Raw genomic sequence first — 24533 nt, 5'->3', positions numbered from 1 at the left:
GGTCGGCGGCCATCGCCCGGGAAAGCGGACGGTTCTGTCGGTGGTCTGGGGCATCCTGGTTTTCAGGTCGACCGGGGGAGTGAGATGTCCGCAACCGTCGAATGGCAGGCACAGCACCGAAAACGGCTGCCGGTGGTCGCGCTCGCCGTGCTGGCGGTCGTGCTGCTGCCCGCGTGGACCGCGGCCGTGTCCACCGCGGACAGGGCACCCGCCTACGACCACAGCCGGGCGAAGGCGACCCGTGCGGCGGTCCTCGCCGATCCCTCCGCCACCGAGGTCGCCGTCAAGTTCCGCGCCGACCGCGCCGTGCGCGTCCGGGACCGGCGGCCGGTGGCCCAGGACGCGCGGGACGCCTCGGCCGTGCGGACCGTGCTGAGCAGGCACCCCGGCGCGTCGATGCGCCCGATGACACCGCTCCCGGAAGACGTCGTCACCGGGGAACGCCTCCGGCTGGAGCAGCGCGCCGACCGAGAGCTGCCCGACCTCAACTCGTGGTTCACCATCACCGCGCCCGGCGGCGCCGGCGCGCTGGTGGCCGACCTCAACGCCCTGCCCGCGGTCGAGATCGCCTACACCCCACTGCCACCGCGGTCACCCGCGGCCGACCCGTTCCGCCCGAACCAGGTCTACCGCAACACCGTCGGCGCGACCGCGGGCACCGGGATCGGCGCGGACGCGGCCAACGCGCGGCCCGGGGGCGGGGGCGAGAACGTCACGGTGACCGACATCGAGGCCGGGCACGCGGACCGGGTCGCCGTCCGCCCCGGCGCGATCGCGGCCGGGCGGACCCACGCGCTGGCGGTGATCAGCGACGCCGACGTGCCCTCGGCCGACCGCACGGTCCGCGCCTGGGGGGCCAACGGGAGCGGCCAGCTCGGCACCGGCACGACAGCGGGCAGCTCGGTGTTCACGCAGGTCCCGGGGCTCGCGGGCGTCGAATCGGTGGCGGCGGGCACCGACTTCTCCGTCGCGCTCACGACCGACGGCACGGTGTGGACCTGGGGGGCCAACGACCTCGGCCAGCTCGGCCTCGGCGACACGACGGCCAGGCAGGCGCCCGTGCCGGTCCCCGGGCTCGCAGGCGTCAGGAGCATCAGCGCGGACGACGCCCACGTGCTCGCCGTCCGCTCCGACGGCACGGTCCGCGCCTGGGGCGACAACTCCCACGGCCAGCTCGGCGCACCGCCCGCCGGGGTGCCGTTCAGCACGACCCCGATCGCGGTCGACGACCTCTCCGGCGTCTCGACCCGGCCGGGCGGGGTCGCCGCGGGCCGCGACCACTCGGTGGCGCTGCTGGACGACGGCACCGTGCGCGCCTGGGGTGCCAACGACAGCGGCCAACTCGGCGACGGCTCCACCGCGGGCAGCGCCACACCGGTCGCGGTGACGGACCTGGGCGCCGTCGCCCAGGTCGGCGCGGGCGGCGGGCACAGCGTCGCGCGGCTGCTCGACGGAACGCTGGTGGCCTGGGGCGACAACTCCCACGGCCAGGTCGGTGACGGGACCACCACCACGCGCCTCACCCCGGTCCGGGTCGACGACCTCGACTCGGCCACGGACGTGGCCGCGGGCGACCAGCACACCGTCGCCGTCACCGAGGGCGGCGCGCTGTGGGCGTGGGGCGCGAACGGCAGCGGCCAGCTCGGCACCGGCGGCACGGCGGACGCGTCCTCCCCGTCCGAGGTGCGGTCCCCGCCCGGCGACACGGCCACCCGGTCGCTGGTGGGCGCGGGCACGGCGTTCAGCCTGGCCGTCGGCGCTGACGGCGCGCTGTGGGGCTGGGGGACCAACGGCAGCGGTCAGCTCGGCGACGGGAGCACCACCGGCAGCCCGGTGCAGAAGCGCGCGGCGAGCCTGCGCAACCTGTGGAACACCTGCCACGAGGACCTGGCCGACCGCCCCGCGCCGGTGCGCTTGCAGACGATGGTCTCCTCGCCGTGCACCCCCGCGGGCGTGCACGGCACCGCGGTCATCGGGATCGTGGCGGCCCAGGCGGACAACGGCCTCGGCGTCGCCGGAATCCTGCCGCGGGCGCGGTTGCAGCTCGCCAGCGGCGCCGAACCCGGCTCGATGACCCTCGCCAGGCAGCACTCCGAGCCCGGCGACGTGATCCTCGTCGAGATCTCGTCCTACGACCGCGAGACCGGCGGCTGGTACCCGTGGGAGGTCGACCCGGCGGTCTACGACGAGGTCGTCCTGGCCACCGCGGCGGGCATCACCGTCGTGGAGGCCGCGGGCAACGGCGGCAACGACCTCGACGACCCCGACGACCCACTGGCCCGCACCGTCATGGACCGCCCGGACTCCGGTGCCATCGTCGTCGGGGCCGGAGAGCCGCCCGACATCCCCGGCACGGCCGAGTGCGTGCCCGGCAGGCCCGCCGAGCGCACCTCGATGCCCTTCTCGACCCACGGGTCGCGCGTTGACCTCCAGGCGTACGGCAGGTGCGTCGCCACCCTCGGCGGCGGTCTCGACCCGCTCCAGGACCTGACCCCGACCGAGACCGACCCGAACCGGGTGTACTGGAGCAACATGAACGGCACCTCGGGCGCCTGCCCCATCGTGGTCGGCGCGGTGGGTGTGGTGCAGAGCATCGCCCAGGAGTCCGGACCCCCGCTGACGCCGGTGCGGGTCCGCCAACTCCTCAAGGCCACCGGCGCCGCGCAACCGGCCGCCGACCCGCGCCACATCGGCCCCCAACCGAACCTGGAGGCCGCCATCGCCGCCCTCCGATGAATGTCCACGCTGGACGAGACCGGTGCGTCATGTGAAAAGAACTCCGAAACCGGGATGAAATCGATCTTGGGGAAGTTCGCGGTGTCGTCCAATCGTCGATGAAACCCCCCGATCGTGGTATCGGAAAATGAAAACATGTCCTTGTCTGCCTGGGATTGGGTGTGCGCGAACCGGGGTATCCCACTGCCACGGAACCGGCGGATGGAAAAGATCTCCTGCCGCCGGCTGGCTTCTCCACGGCACAGGAAAGGAACCTGCGATGTCCGAAGCCGACGTCATGCCCCTGCGCACCGCCTTGGCCAAGGTTCGTGTCGCGAAACCGCAGGACAAGCCGAAGGCGGCGTCGGACGCGGGCAGGCTCGCGATCGACGTGGTGCGGGAAATCGACGACAGGCGGATCGCCAAGCAGTTCGTCGACCTGTTCGAACACGACCTCCGGGAGGTCGTCGAGGAGGACGGGATCGCGGAAGCACCCAGGGCTTCCGCCTGACCCCAGTGGTGCGCCCGGCGGTATCCGGAACTCCGGTTCGTGCGGGGTTCCACCGAATGGAGTTCGGGCAGCGGCTCCGGTGTTCGCCATTGCGGAGCGGAAAGTTCTTCGTCACGACGTCACCGGCTGTTCAGTTGCCGTCGCGGGCGAGGTTGTCGAGGCGGCGCAGTTCCGCGCGCAGGCTGTGCGGGGCGGTTTCGAGCAGTTGTCGGATCGTCTCCCCGGCGAGCGGGGCGTAGCGGAGCACGTCCTCCGCTGTGCGCTCCAGTTTCAGCAGTTCCAGCAGCGCGGGCACGTGGTCCTGGCGGCAGGCCCGCGCGTGGGCCACCGCCAGGTAGAGGTCGGCCTGTTCGTCGGCCGGGTGCTGGTTGTCCACCCTGATCTTCTCGGCGAGGTCGACGGCGAGGTCGACGTGACCGAGGCGGATCATCGAGCGCACCTCGCCGATCTGCGCGGAGACCGGGCCGAACACCGGGTGGCCCGTCAGGACCTGCCGCTCGGCCAGCTTCTCCGCCCCCCGCAGCATTTCCTGGCAGGTGGTCACGTCGTTGGCCTGGGCCGCGGCTTCGGCTGCCAGCAGGTGCAGGGCGCCTTCTGCGGCGTAGCGCTGCCGGGCGGGCACCGGGGCGCAGGCGAGCGCTTCCAGCGAGGCGAGCGCCAAGCGCTGGGCGTCGGCGGCGAAGCCGAGGCCGAGCAGGGAGCGGGCCGCGCCGTGCCCGCCGACGCCGGTCAGGACGGCGTCCTCGGCAGGCAGGGTGAGCGCCAGGCACTGCGCCGCCGCGACGTGGGCGAGCCAGTGCTCGTTGGCGTGGCTGAGCACCGCGCGCGCCAGTTGCAGGGCCTGCACGTGGGCCCGCCGGGCGCCGGGCAGCTCGCGCGGCTGCTTCCCGGCGCACCACGTCATGGCTTCGCGCGTCCCGTTCAGCAGCGAGGCGACGTCGTGCGCGATCGCCCCCAGGTTCCGGCCCGGCGCGTGCCACCGCGACCAGACACCGGCGACCCGGCGGTCGAGCACGGGCACCCTGGGCGGCCCCGGGACCCGCGATCCTCCCTCCCGCACGCCGAGGAGCGAGCGCCAGAGCAGGTGGACGAAGTCCTGGCGCCCGGCCGGTCGGGCGTCGAGGTCGAGACCGGTCGGCAGGTCGACCAGTTCCGACCAGCTCTCCACCCGCAGCGCCTCGGCGATGCGACCCAGCACCTCCAGGCTGTCCAACGGGCGCATTCCCTTTTCGATCTGCCTGAGCCATTCCTGGCTCCGCCCGATCAAACCGGCCAGTGTTCTCCTGGACAGTCCTTTCGACCGGCGACGCTGCTCGATCTTCCTGCCGTCAGGCACAACGCGCATGGGAATGGGCCATCCCTCTACGGCGAGTGGGCGAGTTCGGTCGGAAAATCATCATCCGCTGATCCGATGGTGCGGGCTAGCGCCTAACGGGTGTGATCCTCGACTTAGGGTTTGCCTCACCTCGCGCTCGAACCGCGTAAGAAGAACCCGGTGAAGTATGAGGTGGTGACAAGTGCGGGCTTCCGATTGGGAATCTGTAACTCACCTCACAACTCCCGCGCTGATGTGCGGGCGCGGATCAATGCGCCCGCGGGACCGCCGGGTACTTTTCCGGTGCCCGGCCGCGTTCCCGTCCGGGGTCAGCCCGCCTGCCACAGCGCCGGGTCGTGGCGCAGGATCTCGGTCATCCGCCTGCGCAGTGCGGGTGAGGGCTCCAAGCCCAGTTCCCGCGAGATGCGCTCGCGGTGGCCGTGGAACGCCTGGACGGCTTCGACCTGCCGCCCGCAGCGGTACAGGGCGACCATGAGCTGCTCGTGGAACTTCTCCCGGAACGGGAAGACCATGGTCAGCTCGCGCAGCTCGGCGACGACGTCCTGGTGCCTGCCGCTGGTCAGCGCCGTGTCGACCAGTGCCTCGAACAACGCCATCCGCGACTCCTGGAGCCGGGCGCGGGCCAGGTGGCCGCGCAGCCCCAGTTCCAACCCCTCGAAGGGTTCGCCGCGCCACAGCCGCAGGGCGGCTCTGGCCAGTTCCGGCACCTCGCCCGCGGCGGTGCGCCGCCGCCGGTGGGCGGTCGCGGCCAACCCCTCGTAGTCCTCGACGTCGAGACCGACGCCGGTCATCCGGAGCCGGTAGCCGCCCTGCTCGGCCGCGATGTCGATGCGATCACCGACGCCCCAGCGGGCCAGGTCCCCGCGCAGCCTGCTGACGTGCGCGTGCAACGAGCCCACCGCCCCCGCCGGGGGGTCGCTCGGCCACACCTCGTCGACCAGGCACTCCCGGGAGACGAGGTCGCCCGCGTTGACCACCAGCACCACGAGCACCCTGGCCCGCAGGGACGACCGCACGACGACCTCCCGCCGCCCGGTTCCGATCACCATCGGGCCAAGACACCGGACCTGCATGCACATCCTCCTCCGCCTGCCCCACCCGACCTCATCCTGACGCGGGCCCGCCCGGTGGTGAGCCAGCACCGCAGCGGTGGCCGGCGGCAATTGGACGTGAAACAAGTTCCCAACAGCGCGGGTGTTCCATCACCGACAGTCGCCGGTTCCGCTCGCATATTCCCCCGTTCCCCCAGGTGAGCGGACGCCTGTCACCGAACGTGCCTGTCGGTGGGATGTCAGCGGGCGCGTCCGGATTTCGTCGGCCCGTCGTCGGAGCCGTTCCCTAGCGTCAAGCACGACCTCGACCGGTGATCCGCGCGTTCGGGGAGCCCCCGGCCACCCGGGCGGCCCCGGGACGCGACCGAGAGCGAAGGGACCCGACCGGGTATGAGCAGGGATTCGACGCCACCCCCGCCCGCGCACCACCGCTCGGGCCGCGGGCACCCCGTGGTGCTGATCCACGGCCTCGGCGGGACGTGGCCGATCTGGCGCCCCGTCCTGCGGTTGATCGAGGAGCACTGCGACGTCCTGGCGCCGACGACGGCGGGGCACTGGGGAGCCCGGTGGCACGGCCCGGTGCGATCGCCGATGCCGGAGGTCATGGCCGACGAGGTGGAGGCCTGGATGGACCTGGCCGGGTTCCGGCAGGCGCACGTCGTGGGCCACTCCCTGGGGTCGTGGGTGGCGCTGGAACTCGCCCGCCGCGGCCGGGCGCTGTCCACGACCGTCCTGTGCCCACCGGTGGCGTGGCGGCACGCCTGGCACCGGGCGCGGCTGATCGCGCAGCTCAGCTCGATCTTCCTGGCCGCCCACCTGACGATCCCGTACGCGCCGTTCCTGATGCGGTGGGCGCCCGTGCGCCACACCGTGTTCCGCTCGGTGGTGGAACGGGTGGACACCCTGTCCGCGGACGACGCGGTGGAGGTGCTGCGCGGGTTCGTCCGCGCCGACGCGTACTGGCCCGCCATGCGGGGGCTGGTCGGGTCGGCGGGCGTGCGCCCGGTCGACGGCCGCGCCCACGACGTCCACGCCGCCTGGGCGCTGGAAGACCGGATGGCGCCCGCGGCGGTCTACGCGAAGCCGCTGGTCGACCGGGTCGGGGTCATGACGCACAGCGTCATCCCGAGGAGCGGTCACCTGGCCCTGTGGGAGAACCCGCACGCCGTCGCCGAGCTGATCCTGGACCGCGTCGGCGCGGTGTCGCGGCGACCGCCGCCGGTCCGCGAACGATGACCCCGCCGCCCGACCCCCACCGGGAGCCCGGTCGGTGCCGGGCCCGCCGCGTTCACACCCCCACTGGCCGAAGGAGCGGACGTGCACAGCCACCACAGCAGGAAAGTCGTCGGCAGCAGGAAAGTAGCCGACAGCGGGAAAGTGGTCGACAGCAGGGTGTTCGTCGACGAGGTCCCCCCGGGCGCCGACTCCGGGATGACCGGCATGGAGGCGGTCATGTGGCGCACGGGGCGCGAGCCCCTGCTGCGCTCGCCCATCGTGCTGGTGCACGTGCTCGACTCGGCGCCCGACTGGTCCCGCCTGGTCGAGGAGTGGACCAGGTTGACCGTCCAGGTCCCCCGGTTGCGGGAACGGGTGGTCGAGCCCGCGGGTGGGATCGGCACCCCGCGCTGGGCACCCGACCCGCACTTCGAGTTCGACCACCACCTGCACCGGGTCCGGCTGCCCGCCCCCGGCGACCTCAGGCAGCTACTGGACTTGGCCCAGCTCATGGAGCGCACCCCGTTCGACCCCTCCCGCCCGCTGTGGGAGGCGGTGCTCGTCGAGGGGCTCGACGGCGACCGGGCCGGGTTCCTCCTCAAGCTGCACCACAGCAGCATGGACGGTCTGAGCGTGCAGCGGATGATGTCGCTGGCCTTCGGCCGCGCACCGGACGAGCGACCGGGACCGGGACGGCTGCGGGTGCTCGAACCGCTGGACGGCGAGGACCGCGAGCGGCACGGCCTGCTGGGGCGCTCGGCGGCCGTGCTGGGCGAGGGTCGCAGGCTGGTCGGGCGGGTGCTGCGGCAACCGTTCGGCACTCTCCTGCACGCGCAGCGGCTGGTCGATTCGGCGTTCCGCGTCCTGCTCCCCGGCCTGGGCGATACCTCCCCGCTACTGGCCCGGCGGAGCACCTCCCGGCGGTTCGACGTGTTGGAGGTCCCCCTGGACGTGATGCGGGAGACCGCTTCGCGCCACGGGGTGTCGGTCAACGACGTGTTCGTCGCCACGGTGCTCGGCGGGATACGGCGCTACCACGAGGGGCACGGCGTCACCCTCGACACGCTCCCCGTCGCGATCCCCATCGCGATGGAGAACGGTGCCCGCTCCAGCGGGAACAGCTTCACCGTCGGCCGGTTCCCCGCCCCGGTGGGGGAAACCGACAACGCCCGCCGGATGCGCGTGGTGAGCGACCTGATCGCCTCCGCCCGCGCCGAGGAGGCGGCGGCGGCCCCGGTGCACCTGGCCGAACTGCTCGTTCCTCTTCCCACCCCGGCCGTCATCCCGCTGTTCCGCCGCGTGGCAGGCGCTCACGACGTGCAGCTCAGCAGCATGAAGGCGTTCACCGAGCCGGTGTACCTCGCTGGTGCGCGGGTCCAGCGGCTGTACCCGTTCGGCCCGCTCCCCGGGGGCGCGATCTCGGTGACGATGGTCTGGTTCGACGGCAACTGCTGCATCGGGGTCAACCTCGACCCGGCGTCCGTCGCCGAGGCCGGGATGCTCGTCCGCTGCCTGGAAGTGGAGTTCGAGGCGGTGGTCGACGCGGTGCGCAAGGCCGGGCGGTGACCCCACCACCGGCGTGACCGGTTCCCGTCCTCCCCGGCCGAGACCCGGAACGACCCAGACCGATACGAGAGGTGCGGTGTGATGGCACAGTTCGACACAGGTGGGCGCACTCGCTGGGGGCGCTTCGCCGGAACCCTCGGTGCGGGACTGGCCGGGGCGGCGGTGCTGGTGTTCGGCATGGCCCAGGGCGCGGTCGCGGCGTCCTTCGCGGTGTCCGGCGTCAGCTTCAAGGTGAGCGCCGACAAACTCGTGGGCGACGGGTTCGTCCAGCTCGTCGGGGTGGACCAGGGGTCGGGCGCGGCGCACCCGGTCGCGGTGAGCGGGTTCCGCGGCGCGGTGCTGGACAACTTCTGCCAGTCGGTGCTGCTGCGCTCGGTCCCCGTCGTCGGGGACATCACCCTGGTCATGGTCTCCGCGGGCCCGGGCGGGATGGCCGCCACCGACCTGGTCATCGGTGTCGCCGGGCTCAGCGGCGACCTCACCCTGGTCAACCCCCAACTCGGCGTCGACGCGGCCCGCCTGGACAGGGGGCCGGTCAAGGGCGCCGCGGGCAGCTTCGGCCTCCAGGCCGACCGGGCCACGATCGTGGGACTGCGCCAGACGTCCTGGAGCACCAGCGCGCAGACGATCCGGCTGAAGAACATCGACCTCTCGCTGCGCAAGGGTGACCAGGGATGCTTCTGAGCGGCGCGTGGACCCCGACCCTGGCGGGCCTGCGCCCGGCGGCCCGCCGCTGGGCCGCGGCGGCGGGCGGGCAGCGCAGGGTGTTCGCCCGCTGGCGGCGGGGACGCCCCTTCCGCGCGGGGGTGTTCCTGCTGCTGTCGGCGGTGGCCATCGCGGTACCGCCGTACGCCACCTTCCGCGTGGGCGACGCCGTGATCTCCATCAGGACCCTCGGCGGTGTCTCGGCGCTGCTGATCGGCGCCCTCATGGCGATCTGCGGCCTGTCGCTGTGGGTGCGACCGCAGTACCGGATCGCCGCGGGCACCACGGCGGCCCTGCTCTCGCTCGTCGCGCTGGTGACTAGCAACCTGGGCGGGTTCCTGGTCGGCACCCTCAGCGGCCTCATCGGCAGCGCCCTCGCCCTGGCCTGGACCGACCGACCACGAGCGGGGCAGGGGGCAGCCGGGCAGCGGTGGTGGCGGTCGGTGCCCGGCGCACCGGGGGAACACTGAGATCCACCTCGTGCGAGCGGGCGGAGAGCCCCGGTGGGCCGGTGTCGCATCTGGACCCCGCGAACGGTGGCCCGCCCGGACCGGGTGCGTGCCCACCGGAACGTGTCGCGGGAGCGGCCACACCGGCACCGAGCCGCGTCACAGTGTGCTGCGGCACAGCGCGGTATCGACTACGGTCAGTGCGTCAGGCCCTTGCCTGTGGTGTGCCGGGAAGCCTGGTCGGCGCCTGGATGACCGCACCCCTGGAGGCGCCCGTGGCCGACGAGAACCCCATGCCCGACCCCGCTCCGCAGCGCCCGCCCGGTGCCACGGCCCGCGCGCTCGACCGGCGGTCCTGGCCGGAAGCCAGCCGCGCCGCCGACATCCTCCGCAAGGAGACCGTCGGCGGCGTGCTGCTGCTCATCGGTGCGCTCGTCGCCCTGGTCTGGGCGAACTCCGCGTGGGCCGACTCCTACACCGCCCTGCGCGAGCTGCGGGTAGGGCCCGCGGCCTGGCACCTGGACCTGTCCCTGGGGACGTGGGCGGCGGACGGGCTGCTGGCGATCTTCTTCTTCGTCGCCGGGCTGGAGCTCAAGCGCGAGTTCGTCTCCGGTGACCTGCGCGACCCGCGCCGGGCGATCGTGCCGGTGGCCGCCGCGGTCGGCGGCGTCATCGTCCCCGCCGTCGTCTACGCCCTGGTCAACCTCGGGAACCCGGGGGCGCTCGGCGGCTGGGCGATCCCGACCGCCACCGACATCGCGTTCGCGCTGGCCGTGCTCGCGGTCATCGGGCACAGCCTGCCCTCGGCGCTGCGCACCTTCCTGCTCACCCTCGCCGTCGTCGACGACCTGATCGCGATCGTCATCATCGCCGTGTTCTACACCGACGACCTGTCGATCGGGCCGCTGCTGCTCGCCCTCGTCCCGCTCGCGGCGTTCACCGCGGCGGTGCAGCGGCGCATCCGCTCCTGGTGGCTGCTGCTGCCGCTGGCCGCCGCGACCTGGGCCCTGGTGCACGCCTCCGGGGTGCACGCCACGGTGTCCGGGGTGCTGCTCGGGTTCGCGGTGCCGGTCATCCGCCGCCGCGCCGGGGAGGGCCCCGGGCTGGCCGAGCACTTCGAGCACCGCCTGCGCCCGGTGTCGGCGGGCCTGGCGGTGCCGGTGTTCGCGTTCTTCGCCGCCGGGGTCACCGTCGGCGGGGTGAGCGGGCTGGTGTCGGCGGTGACCGACCCGGTCGCCCTCGGCGTCATCCTGGGGCTGGTCGGGGGCAAGGCGGTGGGCATCACCCTGGCCACCTACGCGGCGGTGCGCTTCACCCGCGCCGAACTCGACAGCGACCTGCGGTGGCTCGACGTGGTCGCGGTCGCGGTGCTCGGCGGCATCGGGTTCACCGTGTCCCTGCTCATCGGGGAACTCGCCTTCGGGCTGGGCACCCCGCGCGACGACGTCGCCAAGATCGCCGTGCTGACGGGGTCGGTGGTGGCCGCGGTCTTCGCCACGGTGCTGCTGCGCCTGCGGGTGCGGGCGCACCGCCGGATCTGCGAACAGGAATCCGTCGACGCCGACCACGACGGCGTACCCGACGTCTACCAGCGCGGCGACTGACCCGGGTTCCGTTCAGGCGCCCAACCACCGGTAGTGCAACCGTGGTCGGCCGACAGTCCCGTAGTACGGGACGCGGTCGGCGCTGCCCGCCAGGACCATGTACTCCAGGTAGCGGCGGGCGGTGACGCGGGACAGCCCCACCCGCGCGGCCAGGTCGACCGCGGTCAGGCCGGCTCCGCCCGCCGCCCGCAGCGACCCGCGCACGGTGTCGAGGGTGCTGCCGCTGATGCCACCCGGGGGAGCGGGCGGGGTGCGCGGCACCGCCATCGCCCGGTCCACGTCCTCCTGGCCGTCGAACCCGCCCGCCGCCGCGCGGTACTGCGCGTACCGGACCAGGCGGTGGCGCAGGTGCTCGCCGGTGAGCGGTTTGAGCAGGTAGTGCAGCACACCGAGGGAGACGCAGGCGCGCAGCCCGGCGGGGTCGGGGGTGTCGGCCACCGCGATCACGTCGACGTCCAGGCCGGTCGCGCGCAGCCACCGGAGCAGGTGCACGCCCGACCCGTCCGGCAGGCGCGGGTCGAGCAGGACCAGGTCCACCCGCCGGTGCACGAGCGCGCGCCGGGCCGCGGAGGCGGTGTGGGTGGTGGTCACGACGGTGAAGCCGGGCAGGCCCTCGACCTGGCCGCGGTGGGTGCCCGCCGCGGTGCGGTCACCGTCCACGACCAGCACCCGGAGGGGGGCCGCAAGGTCAAGTATGTAGTTCGACATTGTCGTACACGATACCCGATAGGTCGACAATGTCGAACCGAGTGTTGATTTAAGGAAGCCGGTCTGCGTACAGTCGGAACACGGCGGACGACAACGAGGAGAACGCCCGGCCACCCCGGTGGGTGTCGGTGTCCACGCCGGACACATGTACCCCCTGGTGGCGTGTGTTTCCCCTGTAGGTGCCACTCGACGTAGAGGAACACCGATGTCCTTCACCACGCGCAAATCCCTGGTCAGCCTCGCCTCCGCCATCGCGCTGAGCGCCGGTGCCCTGACCGTCGCGACCGGGGCGGAAGCGGCACCCGTCGCCGTCGCTCCCGCCGCCGTACCCGTCCACGGTGTCGACCCCACGGACGCGAACCTGCGCCAGCCGGTCGGTGACCTGGCCTTCAGCCAGGTCACCATCGCGGATTCGCAGACCCCCGGCTTCGGCGCGGCCACCATCTACTACCCCGACGACACCACCCACGGCACCTACGGCGGCGTGGCCGTCGTGCCCGGCTACACCTCACCGCAGAGCGCCGTCGCCTGGCTCGGCCCGCGCCTGGCCTCCCGAGGCTTCGTCGTGATCACCATCGCCACCAACAGCATCTACGACCAGCCGACCACCCGGGGCCGGGAACTGCTGTCCGCACTGGACTACCTGACCACGTCGTCCCCGGCCGCGGTCCGGCAGCGGTTGGACCCGCAGCGGCTCGCCGTCATGGGGCACTCGATGGGCGGCGGCGGCGCGCTGTACGCCGTCTCCCAGCGGACCACCATCAAGGCCGCCGTCCCGCTGGCACCGTACAACCAGGACAAGACCTGGCAGACGGTCAAGACCCCGACCATGCTCATGGCGGGCAGTGCCGACAACGTCGCAGGCATCGGCACCTTCTCCCGCCCGTTCTACCGGAGCATGACCGGCGCCCGCGAACGCGCCCTGGTCAACGTCCAAGGCGCCGACCACGGCACCTTCGTCCGCGAGAACGCCACGATCGGCAAGTACGCCACCGCCTGGCTCAAGCGCTTCGTCGACGAGGACACCCGCTACGACCAGTTCCTCTGCCCCGCCCCCACCGGAGACGGGCTGACCGAGTACACCGCCTCCTGCCCCAACGCCTGATCCCGGCGCCCTGCTGACCGTCAAGCCGAAGCGGGCCTGATCCACAGGTCCCGGTTGCCCGCGATCACCACCCTGCCGTCGCGCAGGGTGGTGATCGCGGTGGCGGGTTGCTGGGCGCAGCCGAGGGAACCGCGGGCCCAGTCGGTGGTGGTCCGGGTCCAGACGGTGGAGCAGTACGTCTGGTTCTGCTCCGGCACGTGCGGCAGGTAGGTCCTGCCGAGCAGGACGGGCAGGCCGCGGGCGTCGACGGTGGCGGCGACGATCCCGCCCTCGCCGAGGGCGGCGGTGTCGTCGAGGCGCCAGTCGCCCGGCGTCCCGGAGATGAGCACGGGCCGGTTCGGGCCGCGCTCGGCCTCGGCGGAGCCGAAGAGCAGCCAGCGGTCACCCACCGGCAGCACACCCTTGACGTTGGTGGACTTCGGCAGGTCGTCGAGGTGCTCGACGGTCCAGGTGCGCCCGGCGTCGGTCGAGGACCAGATGCTCAGCGGCGACCCGAAGGTGACGGCGACGACGGTCGAACCCGCCGCCGCGACCGACCACGGCAGGTCGGTCGCGTGGGTGCTCGCCGGGTCGCGCGGCAACGGGACCTCCGCCACCGTCGCGCCGTCATCGGTGGAAACCCACGCGATCGGGCTGCTCGCGGGCTCTTCCGCCGTCCCCACGGCCACGAGCATTCCACCCGCGCGCGCCAGACCGGTGACCCGCTGGACGTTGCCCGGCTTCGCCAACCGCACGACCTCGCCGGTGCGGTCGAGGCGCGCGAACTGCCCGCTCTCGTACACCCCGATCACCGAATCCGCAGGCCCGGCCACGACGGAGGTGGCCGCGAGCCCGCCACCGGGCCAGCCGCGCCCGCGCTCTCCCGCGAAGTCCCCGCCGCCCGCCGACCCGTCGGGTGCGGGGCGGATGTCCAACCGGGCGCACCCGGCGTCCGGCAGCCAGTTGGCGCTGACGTTCCGGTAGCCGTTGGCGTAGGTCCCGACACCGACGACGCAGTCGCCGACCGGAACCAGGTCCCGCAGACCGACGTTCTCCGGCACCCAGTCGCCGTGCGCCCAGGGCGCCTGCACGGCCCCCGGGTGCGGCGCGAACCCGAGCGGCGCCGACTCCTCCGCCTTGCCGCACCCCACCAGCACGATGGCGAGCAGAGCCGCCAGAACTCCCCCAGTCCTGTTCACCGCTCCACTGTGCCACAGGGGTTCGGGCGGTGTCCTCGCTCGCCGCGCACCGGCTTCAAGCGGCCGGGTCGGAGCGGTGCCTGCCGAGGTCCAGGGAAAGCCAGACCACGGCCGTGCCGACGACGGCGTGGAGGGCGCTGGTGAGCGGGGAGTCGGGGAGCGGGGCCAGGAGGGCGAACAGGGGGAATGCCCCGGTGTAGAGCCAAGAGGCGACGGTGGGGGCGGTCCTGGAGCGGATGAGGAAGGCGCCGAAGAGGACGCTGCCGACGGCGAAGAGGGCGGCGCTGGCGAACAGGGCCGGGCGGGTGGGGCCTTCGAGGAGGGTCTGCAAGGCCGGTTGGGGCAGGTGGAACAGGGCCAGGTTGAGGGTGAAGGCCGAGGCGCCGAAGAGGCCGAGGCCGATCAGGTTGGTGGCGAAGGCGGTGAGGGCGAAGCGGTCGCGGGGGTGGGCGTGGCGGAGGTAGAGGGCGATCAGGAAGGGGAAGGCGAGGGCAGGGGACACGCCGACGAGGGTGCTGGTGGGGGCTGTCTCGCCGGTGAACCCCTCGATCGCACCCGGCACGCCGATGAGCGCACCCGCGGCGATGCCGCTCGCGCGGCCGAAGCGGAACAGGCCCGGGGGGACGGTGGTGCCGGTGGTCGGGGTGGTCAGAGTGGCCATGGTGGCTCCTTTCGTCGGGGTGGACGGTAGGAGCGGCGGGGCCGGGTGATCGAGTCCCAGCGGGCCACACCGCGATGGCCGGGTGGCACGTGCCGGGTGGCCACACCGCGTCGCGGGGCCGCGACCGGCGGGTGGGTGGGCCGTAGCCTGGGCCGCATGGTCAGGGCGGTGTCAGCGGCGGTCTACGGGGTGGTGCTCGCGGCGGGGGTCTACTACGCCATGGTGCACGGAGACGCTGTGGACGTCCTCGGGTTCGGCGGGGTCATGCTCGTGCTGTTCGGGGTGTTGGCCGTGGGGCGGGAGTGGGACCCTCGGCTGTCGTTGGCGGTGGACGTCGTGCTGTTCGGGCTGGCCGCCGCCACGGACGGTTCGGGGTTGGCGAAGGCGCTGTTCGTGCTGGTCCCGTTCGCCGCCCACCTGGCCTTCGGGCGCCGGGTCGGGTTGCTGGCGGGCGGGTTGTGCGTGGCGGGGATGGTCGTGGTCTTCCAGGTGGTCGAGCCGGGGTGGCTGGGGGAGGCCGAGTACGTCAACGACCTGCTCATGTTCGCCGTCGGGCTCGTGCTGGCCCTCGCCATGGCGGAGACGGCGGCGGGGGAGGCGCGGGTCCGCGCGCGGCTGGAGGAGCAGGCGGCGCGGGTGGCGGAGCTGTCGGCCGCCGCGGAGCGGACCCGGATCGCCCGGGACCTGCACGACAGCCTCGGGCACCACCTGACCGCCGTGGCGGTGCAGTTGGAGCGGGCCGACGCCTTCCGGGAGCGCGACCCCGGGGTGGTGGTGGAGGCCGTCGCCGAGGCGCGCGCGTCGACGCGGAAGGCCTTGGAGGACGTCCGGCGGTCCGTGCGCCTCCTCCGGGCGGGCTTCCGCCTCGAACCGGCACTGCGCGAGCTGGTCGGGTCGACGACGGGCCCCGCGGTCGCGGTGGAGTTCCACGGGGACGAGGAAGGTGCCGACGAAACCGCGTTGACCACCCTCTACCGGGCCGCCCAGGAGGCCCTGACCAACGCCCGGCGACACGCCCGCGCGTCGGAGGTCCGCATCGCCGTGCACTTCGACCCCGCGTGGGCCCGGCTGGAGGTGGCCGACGACGGCCGGGGCACCGGCGGTCGCCGCGAGGGCCACGGGCTGTCCGGCATGCGGGAGCGGGCCGTGCTCGCGGGCGGCGACCTGGAGGTCAGCAGCACCGGGCACGGCACCACGGTGACGGTCGTGGTCCCCAGGAGGGCCGGGTGACGCGCGTTCTCGTGGTGGACGACCAGCGCCTGATCCGCGACGGCATCGCGTCGCTGCTGTCCATCCAGCCCGGCATCGAGGTCGTCGGCACCGCCGTCGACGGCCGCGACGCCGTCGACCGGGCCCTGGCCACCACCCCCGACGTCATCCTCATGGACGTGCGCATGCCCGTCCTCGACGGCGTCGGCGCGGTCACCATCCTCCGCGACCGCCTGCCCACCACCAGGATCATCATGCTCACCACCTTCGACGACGAGGAGTACGTGGTCCGAGCCCTCACGGCGGGCGCGGCGGGCTACCTCCTCAAGGACCTCCCCGCCCCCGACCTCGCCAACGCCGTCCGTCTCGCCCACGCCGGGGTCGCCCAACTCGACGCCACCATCGCCACCCGCCTCGCGAAGTCCCTCACGGCACCGAAAAGCCCACGGGCACCGCACACCCCACCCCTGACCGGGCGTGAACGGGACGTCCTGCGCCTCGTGGCAGGCGGCGCGACGAACAAGGAGATCGCCGGGCACCTCTACGTCAGCGAGGGCACGGTGAAGAACCACATCTCCCGCATCCTCACCCGCCTCAACCTGCGCGACCGCACCCAGGCGGCCGTGTACGCCCGCGACCACGGAATCATCTGAGGCGCATCGATCGCTCCGCCTGCGGTCGGGTGTGAACCCGTACCGCGATCACCGGAGCGGGATGTCCCGGCCGTGTTCGGCTTCGGGGCGGGGGCCGAACCAGCGGCGGTCGGCCTCGCTGATGGCCACGTCGTTGATACTGGCCTCGCGGCGGGACATCAGGCCGGTTTCGGTGAATTCCCACAGCTCGTTGCCGTAGCTGCGCCACCACTGACCCCGGTCGTCGTGCCACTCGTACTGGAACCGCACCGCGATCCGGTTGCCGCGGAAGCCCCACAGGCCCTTGCGCAGCGCGTAGTCCTGCTCGCGCTCCCACTTGGCGGTCAGGAACTCCACGATCGCTTCCCGCCCGGTGACGAAGGTGTCGCGATTGCGCCACACCGAATCCGGTGTGTACGCGAGGGCCACCCGACCCGGGTCGCGCGTGTTCCACGCGTCCTCGGCGGCCTGGACCTTCCGCAGGGCGCCTTCCTCGTCGAAGGGCGGGAACGGGGGACGGGATTCAGACATGGCGGTGTTCCTGCTCAGCTCAGGGGCATCTAACGGTAAGAAGCTATGCAATCCGTTAGAAGAGTAGGCGCGACGATCGGCTGGTGTCAACGGGTGAACTGCGCCCCATCCGTTAGAAGAGCTAGGGTGAGGTGTGACCGCCGATCAGCTCACCCTGCCCCCGCTGCTGGGGCAGGCACCGCCGATCGACCTGGTGAACACCATCTGGGCGGACCGGCACGGCATCCACGACTCCCTCGCCACCCCCCGGGACGCCCGCCACTGGCTCACCGCACTGGCACCACAACCGTCCAACCCGGCAAACCTGTCCGACAACGGACTGGCCCGCCTCCGCGACCTGCGCAACGCCCTGCGGCGACTGGCCGCCGAGCGAACCGCCGACCCCCGCTCCCGAGCCGCGTCCGCGATGACCTCCCTCGACACCGCGCTCCACACGGTCAACCACAACGCCCGCACGGCCCACACCTGGCAAGCTCTCGAACTGACCGACGACGGCACCGTGACCGAGAGGACGTACACCTCCGGATCACCGGACGACCTTCTCCTGCGCGCCTTCGCCACCGAGGCCGTCACCCTCTTCGGCCAGTGGAACGACCTGGACCTGCGCGTCTGCCTTGCCCCCGGCTGCGTCCTCTACTTCCTCAAGGACCACCCGCGCCGAGAGTGGTGCTCAACCGCCTGCGGCAACCGCGCCCGCGCGGCCAGGCACTACGCCAGACACAGCCGACCTGCCGCCACCGAATAGCCGCAGCAGGCCCGAGAGGACCACTTCGCCGTGAGCCGTCGCTGCCGGAGGGGCGTCGGGTCAGGTGGTCGATCGCGGGGGGACGTTGCGCAGGCGCTCAATGGTTTCGTCCATCCAGTCCACCCAGGTCTGGGACATCATCTCGCCTGCTCGGCGGACGGAGTCGACGATCAGGGGGTCGAGGTCGTCGCCGGTGTGGTGGGCGGTGGCGGCGGCGATCTGGTCGCGCAGTTCGGTGGCGAGTCGGTCGCGGTCTTTGGCGTGCAGGTCGCGCAGGACCTGGAGTTGGGTGATGGTCTCCTGGGGCGGGCGGGCGCCGTAGAAGAAGAAGCGGACCATGAACGGGACGCGGACCGGGTCCAGGTCGGTGACCAGCTCGCCGGTCCAGGTCTCGAACGCCGTTCGGCCCGCGTCGGTCACCGAGTACACCCTGCGGTCGGGGCGGCCCTGTTGGGGTTCCACCTCGGACACCACCAGGTCGTCCTTCTCCAGTTGGCCCAGGGTGCGGTAGATCTGGCTGAGTTGGGCGGGCCAGACGAAGTTGATGCTGTTCCTGATGGCCGAGGCCAGGTCGTAGCCGGTCATCGGGTGGCGGAGCAGGAAGCCGAGCAGGGCGAACTTCAGCATCGGGTTCCTTCCGGCGGGCGCAGGCAGGAGGGTACCAATCGTCACCCGTCGTCCGCGTGCCGTGCGAACCAGCTTTCGAGCAGCGCGGTCACCTGCTCGGGGTGTTCGCGGTGCGGCCAGTGCCCGGCATCGAGCCAGTGCACTTCGGACTCGTCGCAGCGGGCGGCGCTGGGGTCGACGAGGCGGGTGCTGAACGCGCCGTCGCGGTGGCCCCAGATGAGCTGGGTGGGCACGCGCACCGGGGTGTCGGGCTGGGCGCGGATCGAGGCGGGCAGTGACCGGAACATCGCCCGGTACCAGAACAGTGGCCGTTGGATCGCGCCCGGGTGGCGCCAGACGGCGCGGTGCTTGTCCAGGTCTGCCTCGCTCAGGTGGGCGCCGTGCCTGAGCATCGCCGCCAGGACCGCGCCGCCACGGGCGCCGAGGACCGCCTCGGCCAGGCCGGGGACCTGGAACACCGCCATGTACCAGCTCCGCGCCACCTGGGAGGGCATCCGCGTGAGGGCGCGGGCGAACACCCGCGGGTGCGGGCAGTTGACGACGGTCGACGACCGGAGCAGGTCGGGCCGCTCGATGGCCACCGCCCAGGCGACCGCGCCGCCCCAGTCGTGCCCGACCAGGTGCACCGGCGCCAGGCCTTGGCGCTCGATGAGCAGCACGATGTCCTTGACCAGCAGGGGCATCGCGTAGTCGGCGACCGCCGCGGGTTTGGACGACAGGCCGTAGCCGCGTTGGTCCGGCGCCACCACCCGGTGCCCGCGCCCGGCGAGCGCGGTCATCTGCTCGGCGAAGCTGAGCCACAGGTCGGGCCAGCCGTGCAGGAACAGCACCGGGGGACCGTCCTGCGGGCCCGCGGTCTCGACGTGCAGCAGGACGTCGTCGACGTCGACGAACTGGGGCTGGAACATCCGGTTCTCCTCGCTCGGGCGGGTTCAGGCGATGCCGAGGACGGTGGCGACCGTCGCCGACAGGGGACCGGGGTCGCGATCCCGCAGCGGGCGCAGGACCCGCCGGGCGATGCGCGGGGAGCCGAGCGACGACACCGGCCGGTGGAGGTTGAGCACGTCGTTGAACGCCGACGCCACCTCTGGGTCCACCGCCGCCGCCCGTTCCAGCCGGTCGCGGTAGCCCTGCCCGAGTCGCGTCGTCCACGGTGTGCGGACGCCTTCGGTGCGGCACCCGTGGCGGAGGTCTTCCCCGAGGGCGAGGCGCCAGGCCTCGGCGGACGTGGCGGCGACCGCTCGCGCCGCGCGGCGCTCGAACCCCGGCGCTCCGCCCCCGGTGGCCAGGACCCGGCCGAGTGCGATCGCCGAGAGCGCCGCCACGCTCATCCCCTGGCCGTAGACCGGGTTCGACGCGCAGGCCGCGTCGCCGAGCGCGACGACACCCCGTGGTGCCTCGCGCAGGCGGTCGTAGTGGCGGCGGGTGTTGCTGCGGACCCGGAAGGCGCGCACCGGGCCGACCGGGGTCGACCGCCGCAGCGCCTCGGCCACGACCGGCGCGGCCATCCGGTCGGCGAAGTCGCGCAGTCCTGCCGTGTCGGTCGGCATCGGCGGGCCACCGCCGACCGAGCCGAACGAGATGTGCAGCAGGCCGTGCTCGATGCGCAGCACCACCCCGCCCACCGACGAGCCGGACTCGGCCTGGCCACCGAGGACGGCCAACCACTCGGGTTCGAACGACGGGTCCGGCTCGGTCACCACGCTGGCGTACCGGACGTCGGAGTGCACCACCGACACCGGCGGCGGCCGGTGCCCGATCCGCTCGAACCACCGCGGCAGCGACGAACCCCGGCCCGACGCGTCGACGACCAGGTCCGCGCCCAGGTCGCCGCCGGGTGTCCGCACCCCGGTGACCCGACTGCGGGTCCGATCGGTCACCAGCCCGAGGACCGCCGTCCCCTCCCGCACGACGACGTTCGGCAGTGCCCGTACCCGGCTGCGGACCGCGTGTTCGACGAGGACCCGGCTGGCGGCGAAGCCCGCGCTCCACCAGGAGGGTATCCGGATCGTCGTGCCGCCCCGGACGACGAACAGCGAACGGTCGCCCATCGCCGGATCACCCGAGCCCGGGGTGATCGCCCCCTCGGCGGCCAAGTCCGCGCTCAGCCCGGGCAACAGGCCGACCAGTGCCCGCCGACCGGAACCCAGGAGGCCGTGCGCGTGCTGCGACTGGGGCGTGGAGCGCCGGTGCCCAGGACCGTCCGGGAGTTCGTCCCGCTCGACCACGACCACCTCGTCGTAGTGCTCGGACAAGACCCGGGCGGCCACGAGACCTGCGATCCCGGCACCGAGCACCACGGCCCGGTCCTGCCTGTCATATGTCACGCATCATATATAACTTGTGGAATAGGTTGGGTCAACCCCGTGCGCTGCCCCTCGATCCGCGTACGAACGACCAGCGCCGCCACCGGAACTCCGGTGGCGGCGCTGGTCGGTTGAGGTATGGGGTTACCGGTGAACCGCGCCCCTGCGGCCGTACAGACCGGCTGCCAGGGCCACGCCCGCACCCGCCAGGGCGACCTGGAACACGATCTCGATCCAGTCGATGCCCCGGGTGTCGCCGACGCCGAGGGCGTTGGCCAGGAAGGTGCCGATGATGGCGGCCACGATGCCGATGCCGATGGTCAGCCAGATCGGGATGTGCTGCTTGCCCGGCACGACGAGCCTGCCGAGCGCCCCGATGATCAGACCGACGACCAGTGCGCTGATGATCCCTGAGACAGTCACGTCCACTCCTTCGACGACGTTCGCCTTGCCGGGGAAATACCCCGCCCGCCCGTCCCTCAATCGGCCCAACGCCGAATTCGCGGGCGATCACCACCACGCCGGTCCGCCCTGCGCGTGAGCGCGCAGGTGGGCGGTACGTTCGTGCGGGAGGGGAGCGGTGGATTCGATGTCGTCACACGGTGGGCCGGGCGAACCGGTGAGGACCACCCGGGGCGGGCGCACGCAGGCCGAACGCCGCGCCGAGACCCGGCGGGGACTCGTGGCGGCGGCGATCGCGCTGTGGGCGGAACACCCGGTCGCGGACGTGTCGCTGGATCGGCTCGCCGCCGCCGCGGGCTGCACCCGTGGAGCCTTCCACGGCAACTTCGCGGACCGCGCCGAGTTCGTCGACACCGTGCTGGCGGCAATCGTCGCCGAGGCGGGGCGACGGCTCGCCGCCGCGGTCGCCGCGGCTCCCGACCCGTTCGCGGGGCTGACCGCCTACATCGCGGAGAGCGTCCGGTTCATCGCGGATGAACCAGCCAAGGCCTGCGCGCTGGCCGCCATCGTCCGGCACCGGGAGGCGGCGGGCGGCGTCGAGTACGCCGACCTGGCCCGCGACGGGTCGGTGGAACTCGTCGCCCTGCTCCGGGACGGGCAGCGGGCGGGCCTGGTGCGCGACCTGGACGTGGGGCTCGCGGCCGAGGTCATCCGGGTCGCGCTCGACACGCAGATCCGCTCCGGCCGGGTCACCGACGCGGCGGCGGCGGAGCGGATCGGTGCGGAACTCGGCGCGTTCTTCGAGGCGGCGGTCCGCCGGTAACGCGGGAGACAAGTTATATACGACGTCGTATATTAATGCGCATGATCACCACTGGCGCACGTGAGCTGGCCGCCGCCGTCCGCGCGGGGACGGTCTCGGCGGCCGACCTCGTCCGCGACACACTCGCCTGGATCGACCGGGTGAACCCGACGGTCAACGCGATCACGCAGCGGGCCGAGGACGCCGTGGGGGAGGCTGAGGCGCTGGACGCCCGGCGGGCGCGCGGTGCGGACGTCGGCCCGCTGGCGGGGGTCCCGTTCACCGTCAAGGAGAGCATCGCCGTGGGCGGCCTGGCCACCACGCACGGCGCCCGGTTCCTCGCGCGCAACGTCGCCGCGCGGGACGCCCCACCGGTCGAGCGCCTGCGGCGGGCGGGCGCGGTGTTCGTCGGCCACACCAACATGCCGACGCTGACGATGGCGGGCATGCACTCGCGCAGCGAACTGTTCGGCAGCACGGCCAACCCGTGGCGCCCCGACCGCACGCCCGGCGGCTCCAGCGGTGGCGACGCCGCGGCCGTGGCCTCGGGCATGGCCGTGCTCGGCCTCGGCAACGACGCCGGGGGTTCGCTGCGGTTGCCCGCGAACTTCTGCGGCGTGGCCGCGTTGAAGCCCACGCCCGGCCGCTACCCGGCCGACCACCGGATCGGCTCGGACGAACCGTCCCTGGCCTCGCAACTCTTCCCGGTCGACGGCCCGATCGCCCGGACCGTCGACGACTTGGCCTTGGTCCACGAGGTGCTGTGCGGTCCGGACCCGCGGGACCCGCGCGCACTCCCCGTCCCCGCGCGGCTGGGGGACAGCCCACCCCAACCGGTGGCGCTGGTCCGCGACCCCGGCGGGGTCGGCACCAGCGCGGCGGTGTCAGCGGCCCTGGACCACGCCGCCGACGCGCTGGCCGCGGCGGGCCACGAGGTCACCGAGGTCGAGGCGCTGCCCGGCCTCGACGAGGCCCTGTCCGCCTACGGTGTGCTGGTCAACACCGAGTTCGGGCTCATCTGGGACCGCATCGCCACGGTCCTGTCCGAAGAGGACAGGAGCTACCAGCGGTTGGCGATGGACCGCAGACCCCCGGCGGCACTCCCGGAGTACATCGCCGCGACCGCGTCGCTGATGGCGGTCCGGAAGGCGCTGGCGCGGTTCGGCGAGCAGTTCCCACTCGTGCTGGGCCCGGTGTACGACCGCCTCGCCCCACCGCCCGACCTGGAACGGGCCGACGCCGAGGCGAACGAGCGCTACGGCCGGGCCATGGCGCTGAACGTGGCGACCACCTTCGCCGGGCTCCCCGCCGTCGCGGTGCCCACGGGACTCGACGGCGGACTGCCCGCGGGGGTGCAGATCATCGGTCGCGCGTACCGCGAGGACAACTGCCTCGCCGCGGCAGCGGTCGTCGAAGCGTCACGTGCCCCGCTCGTCCCGCCCCCGGTCGACGCGTGACCGGGGGATCAGACCCGCCTCGTACGCGATGATGGCGGCCTGGACCCGGTTGCGGACGTCCAGTCGGGTGAGGATGGTGCTGACGTAGACCTTCACGGTGCCCTCGACGACGTGGATGCGACGGGCGATCTCGGCGTTGGACAGCCCCGCGCCGACGAGGCCGAGCACCTGTCGTTCGCGGTCGGTCAACCCGGTGATCCGCTCGGTCGTGCGCAGGCGCGGGCCGCTGCCGGAGAGGTGGTCGACGACCCGCTTGGCGACCGGCGGGGACAGGAACGCGGCGCCCGCCGCGACCGCGCGCACCCCGGCGATGATGTCGTGCGGGTCGCCGGTCTTGAGCACGAACCCGCCGATGCCGTCACCGAGGGCCCGGGAGATGTAGGAGTCGTCGGCGAAGGTGGTCAGGATCAGGGCCTCCGTGCCGGTGCCCAGCCCGCGGATCTCCGCTGCCGCGTCCAGCCCGGTGAGCCCGGGCATGCGGATGTCGAGCACGGCCACGTCCGGGCGGTGGGCCAGGACGACGTCCACGGCGGCGCGCCCGGTGTCGGCCTCGGCGACGACCTCGATGTCGTCCGCCGCGGCGAGGACCGCGCGGACCCCCATGCGGACGACCGCCTCGTCGTCGGCGAGGACAACCCGGATCATGCCCGGATCATGCCCGCATCATCCCCGCCGGTCACGGGTCGCGGGTGAGCAGGGCCTTGTCCACCAGGCGCCCGCCCAGGAAGCACAGCCGGTAGAGGTCGTGCCGCCGCTGGTCGAACGGGTTCGGGTGCGTGCTGTAGTACCGGCAGGTCGCCCCGGCTCGCGGGGGCGGACCGGTGCCGGGGTCGTCGACGCGGGTCCGCGCGGGCAGCACGTCGGCCACCTCGGACTCGGCCTGCCCGGGGGAGAGGCGCTGGTAGTCGGTGGGGTGGAGCACGGAGGTCGCCGCGTCGAAGACGAGGTACCCGAGCATGCTGACCACGACGGCCGCGGAGATGCAGGCGGTGAGCAGGACGGTGTGGCGGGCGCTGC

General features: G+C 73.1%; 24 protein-coding genes and 1 pseudogene. 13 read left to right on the top strand and 12 right to left on the bottom strand.

Features of this window, described 5'->3' with window-relative positions; translation table 11 throughout:
* The first annotated feature begins 84 nt into the window (after positions 1-84).
* Both UO65_RS33320 and UO65_RS13995 read left to right on the top strand, forming a co-directional pair.
* The gene (locus UO65_RS33320; protein ID WP_146241209.1) at positions 85-2736 is read left to right on the top strand and encodes an RCC1 domain-containing protein; all 2652 of its coding nucleotides are present in this window, start codon (positions 85-87) and stop codon (positions 2734-2736) included.
* Positions 2737-2995: 259 nt separating this feature from the next.
* Positions 2996-3226, top strand: coding sequence for a hypothetical protein (locus UO65_RS13995; protein WP_035282651.1), 231 nt, complete (start codon positions 2996-2998; stop codon positions 3224-3226).
* Positions 3227-3356: 130 nt separating this feature from the next.
* Here UO65_RS13995 and UO65_RS13990 read toward each other — a convergent pair whose 3' ends face one another.
* On the bottom strand, positions 3357-4571 hold the full coding sequence (locus UO65_RS13990; RefSeq protein WP_084175555.1) for a helix-turn-helix domain-containing protein: 1215 nt from the start codon (positions 4569-4571) through the stop codon (positions 3357-3359).
* A gap of 299 nt (positions 4572-4870) precedes the next feature.
* Positions 4871-5611, bottom strand: coding sequence for an AfsR/SARP family transcriptional regulator (locus UO65_RS13985; protein WP_052021162.1), 741 nt, complete (start codon positions 5609-5611; stop codon positions 4871-4873).
* Positions 5612-6004: 393 nt separating this feature from the next.
* Here UO65_RS13985 and UO65_RS33315 point away from each other — a divergent pair, with 393 nt between their 5' ends.
* The 5 genes from UO65_RS33315 to nhaA all read left to right on the top strand — a co-directional run bounded on the left by UO65_RS33315 (position 6005) and on the right by nhaA (position 11153).
* A complete protein-coding gene (locus tag UO65_RS33315) occupies positions 6005-6850 on the top strand; it encodes an alpha/beta fold hydrolase (RefSeq protein ID WP_052021161.1) in 846 nt (281 codons plus the stop codon).
* Between the two features lie 141 nt (positions 6851-6991).
* Positions 6992-8395 (top strand): wax ester/triacylglycerol synthase domain-containing protein, encoded by a 1404-nt coding sequence (locus tag UO65_RS13975; protein ID WP_035282642.1) that lies wholly within the window; start codon positions 6992-6994, stop codon positions 8393-8395.
* Between the two features lie 81 nt (positions 8396-8476).
* Positions 8477-9079 (top strand): DUF6230 family protein, encoded by a 603-nt coding sequence (locus UO65_RS13970; protein WP_035282640.1) that lies wholly within the window; start codon positions 8477-8479, stop codon positions 9077-9079.
* Positions 9070-9570: a DUF6114 domain-containing protein gene (locus UO65_RS13965; RefSeq protein ID WP_063935938.1), complete on the top strand. Its 501-nt coding sequence runs from the start codon at positions 9070-9072 to the stop codon at positions 9568-9570. Before UO65_RS13970 ends, UO65_RS13965 begins: the two co-directional genes overlap by 10 nt.
* A 272-nt stretch (positions 9571-9842) precedes the next feature.
* Complete coding sequence (gene nhaA / locus UO65_RS13960) at positions 9843-11153, top strand: Na+/H+ antiporter NhaA (RefSeq protein WP_035282751.1); 1311 nt, start codon at positions 9843-9845, stop codon at positions 11151-11153.
* A gap of 12 nt (positions 11154-11165) precedes the next feature.
* Here the strand turns inward: nhaA and UO65_RS13955 are convergent, their stop codons facing one another.
* The gene (locus tag UO65_RS13955) at positions 11166-11861 is read right to left on the bottom strand and encodes a response regulator (RefSeq protein WP_035282638.1); all 696 of its coding nucleotides are present in this window, start codon (positions 11859-11861) and stop codon (positions 11166-11168) included.
* 205 nt (positions 11862-12066) lie between these two features.
* Here UO65_RS13955 and UO65_RS13950 point away from each other — a divergent pair, with 205 nt between their 5' ends.
* On the top strand, positions 12067-12966 hold the full coding sequence (locus UO65_RS13950; protein ID WP_035282635.1) for an alpha/beta hydrolase family protein: 900 nt from the start codon (positions 12067-12069) through the stop codon (positions 12964-12966).
* Positions 12967-12986: 20 nt separating this feature from the next.
* Here UO65_RS13950 and UO65_RS13945 read toward each other — a convergent pair whose 3' ends face one another.
* Both UO65_RS13945 and UO65_RS13940 read right to left on the bottom strand, forming a co-directional pair.
* On the bottom strand, positions 12987-14144 hold the full coding sequence (locus UO65_RS13945) for a hypothetical protein (RefSeq protein ID WP_152552097.1): 1158 nt from the start codon (positions 14142-14144) through the stop codon (positions 12987-12989).
* A 55-nt stretch (positions 14145-14199) separates the two neighbouring features.
* On the bottom strand, positions 14200-14805 hold the full coding sequence (locus UO65_RS13940) for a hypothetical protein (protein WP_052021160.1): 606 nt from the start codon (positions 14803-14805) through the stop codon (positions 14200-14202).
* A gap of 156 nt (positions 14806-14961) precedes the next feature.
* Between UO65_RS13940 and UO65_RS13935 the strand changes: the two genes are divergently transcribed.
* Together UO65_RS13935 and UO65_RS13930 are read left to right on the top strand one after the other, a co-directional pair.
* Entirely contained in the window at positions 14962-16035 is a 1074-nt protein-coding gene (locus tag UO65_RS13935) for a sensor histidine kinase (protein ID WP_035282631.1), read from the top strand.
* Complete coding sequence (locus tag UO65_RS13930; RefSeq protein ID WP_035282628.1) at positions 16032-16667, top strand: response regulator; 636 nt, start codon at positions 16032-16034, stop codon at positions 16665-16667. Before UO65_RS13935 ends, UO65_RS13930 begins: the two co-directional genes overlap by 4 nt.
* Positions 16668-16715: 48 nt before the next feature.
* Here the strand turns inward: UO65_RS13930 and UO65_RS13925 are convergent, their stop codons facing one another.
* Positions 16716-17177, bottom strand: coding sequence for a nuclear transport factor 2 family protein (locus UO65_RS13925; RefSeq protein WP_035282625.1), 462 nt, complete (start codon positions 17175-17177; stop codon positions 16716-16718).
* A gap of 133 nt (positions 17178-17310) precedes the next feature.
* On the opposite strand from UO65_RS13925, the gene UO65_RS13920 reads away from it, so the two are divergent.
* Complete coding sequence (locus tag UO65_RS13920) at positions 17311-17922, top strand: ABATE domain-containing protein (protein ID WP_052021159.1); 612 nt, start codon at positions 17311-17313, stop codon at positions 17920-17922.
* 60 nt (positions 17923-17982) lie between these two features.
* On the opposite strand, the gene UO65_RS33310 is transcribed toward UO65_RS13920, so the two are convergent.
* The 4 genes from UO65_RS33310 to UO65_RS13900 all read right to left on the bottom strand — a co-directional run bounded on the left by UO65_RS33310 (position 17983) and on the right by UO65_RS13900 (position 21278).
* A complete protein-coding gene (locus UO65_RS33310; RefSeq protein WP_052021158.1) occupies positions 17983-18549 on the bottom strand; it encodes a PadR family transcriptional regulator in 567 nt (188 codons plus the stop codon).
* 41 nt (positions 18550-18590) lie between these two features.
* Positions 18591-19457, bottom strand: a complete 867-nt coding sequence (locus UO65_RS13910; protein ID WP_035282623.1) for an alpha/beta fold hydrolase — start codon at positions 19455-19457, stop codon at positions 18591-18593.
* A gap of 24 nt (positions 19458-19481) precedes the next feature.
* Positions 19482-20876 (bottom strand): NAD(P)/FAD-dependent oxidoreductase, encoded by a 1395-nt coding sequence (locus tag UO65_RS13905; RefSeq protein WP_152552096.1) that lies wholly within the window; start codon positions 20874-20876, stop codon positions 19482-19484.
* A 123-nt stretch (positions 20877-20999) separates the two neighbouring features.
* Positions 21000-21278: a GlsB/YeaQ/YmgE family stress response membrane protein gene (locus UO65_RS13900; protein WP_035282621.1), complete on the bottom strand. Its 279-nt coding sequence runs from the start codon at positions 21276-21278 to the stop codon at positions 21000-21002.
* Positions 21279-21474: 196 nt separating this feature from the next.
* On the opposite strand from UO65_RS13900, the gene UO65_RS33305 reads away from it, so the two are divergent.
* On the top strand, positions 21475-22080 hold the full coding sequence (locus tag UO65_RS33305) for a TetR/AcrR family transcriptional regulator (RefSeq protein WP_161784465.1): 606 nt from the start codon (positions 21475-21477) through the stop codon (positions 22078-22080).
* Positions 22081-22121: 41 nt separating this feature from the next.
* Positions 22122-23516: an amidase gene (locus tag UO65_RS13890; RefSeq protein WP_035282738.1), complete on the top strand. Its 1395-nt coding sequence runs from the start codon at positions 22122-22124 to the stop codon at positions 23514-23516.
* On the opposite strand, the gene UO65_RS13885 is transcribed toward UO65_RS13890, so the two are convergent.
* Together UO65_RS13885 and UO65_RS36740 are read right to left on the bottom strand one after the other, a co-directional pair.
* The gene (locus UO65_RS13885; RefSeq protein WP_052021155.1) at positions 23478-24161 is read right to left on the bottom strand and encodes a response regulator transcription factor; all 684 of its coding nucleotides are present in this window, start codon (positions 24159-24161) and stop codon (positions 23478-23480) included. The genes UO65_RS13890 and UO65_RS13885 overlap by 39 nt on opposite strands.
* 31 nt (positions 24162-24192) lie before the next feature.
* Positions 24193-24533: pseudogene (locus UO65_RS36740) on the bottom strand (hypothetical protein); the annotation flags it as partial.

The organism is Actinokineospora spheciospongiae, assembly GCF_000564855.1.
GTDB classification, from domain to species: domain Bacteria; phylum Actinomycetota; class Actinomycetes; order Mycobacteriales; family Pseudonocardiaceae; genus Actinokineospora; species Actinokineospora spheciospongiae.
Note: the sequence above shows the minus strand (reverse complement) of the source record. Positions and strands in the feature narration are given on the sequence as shown.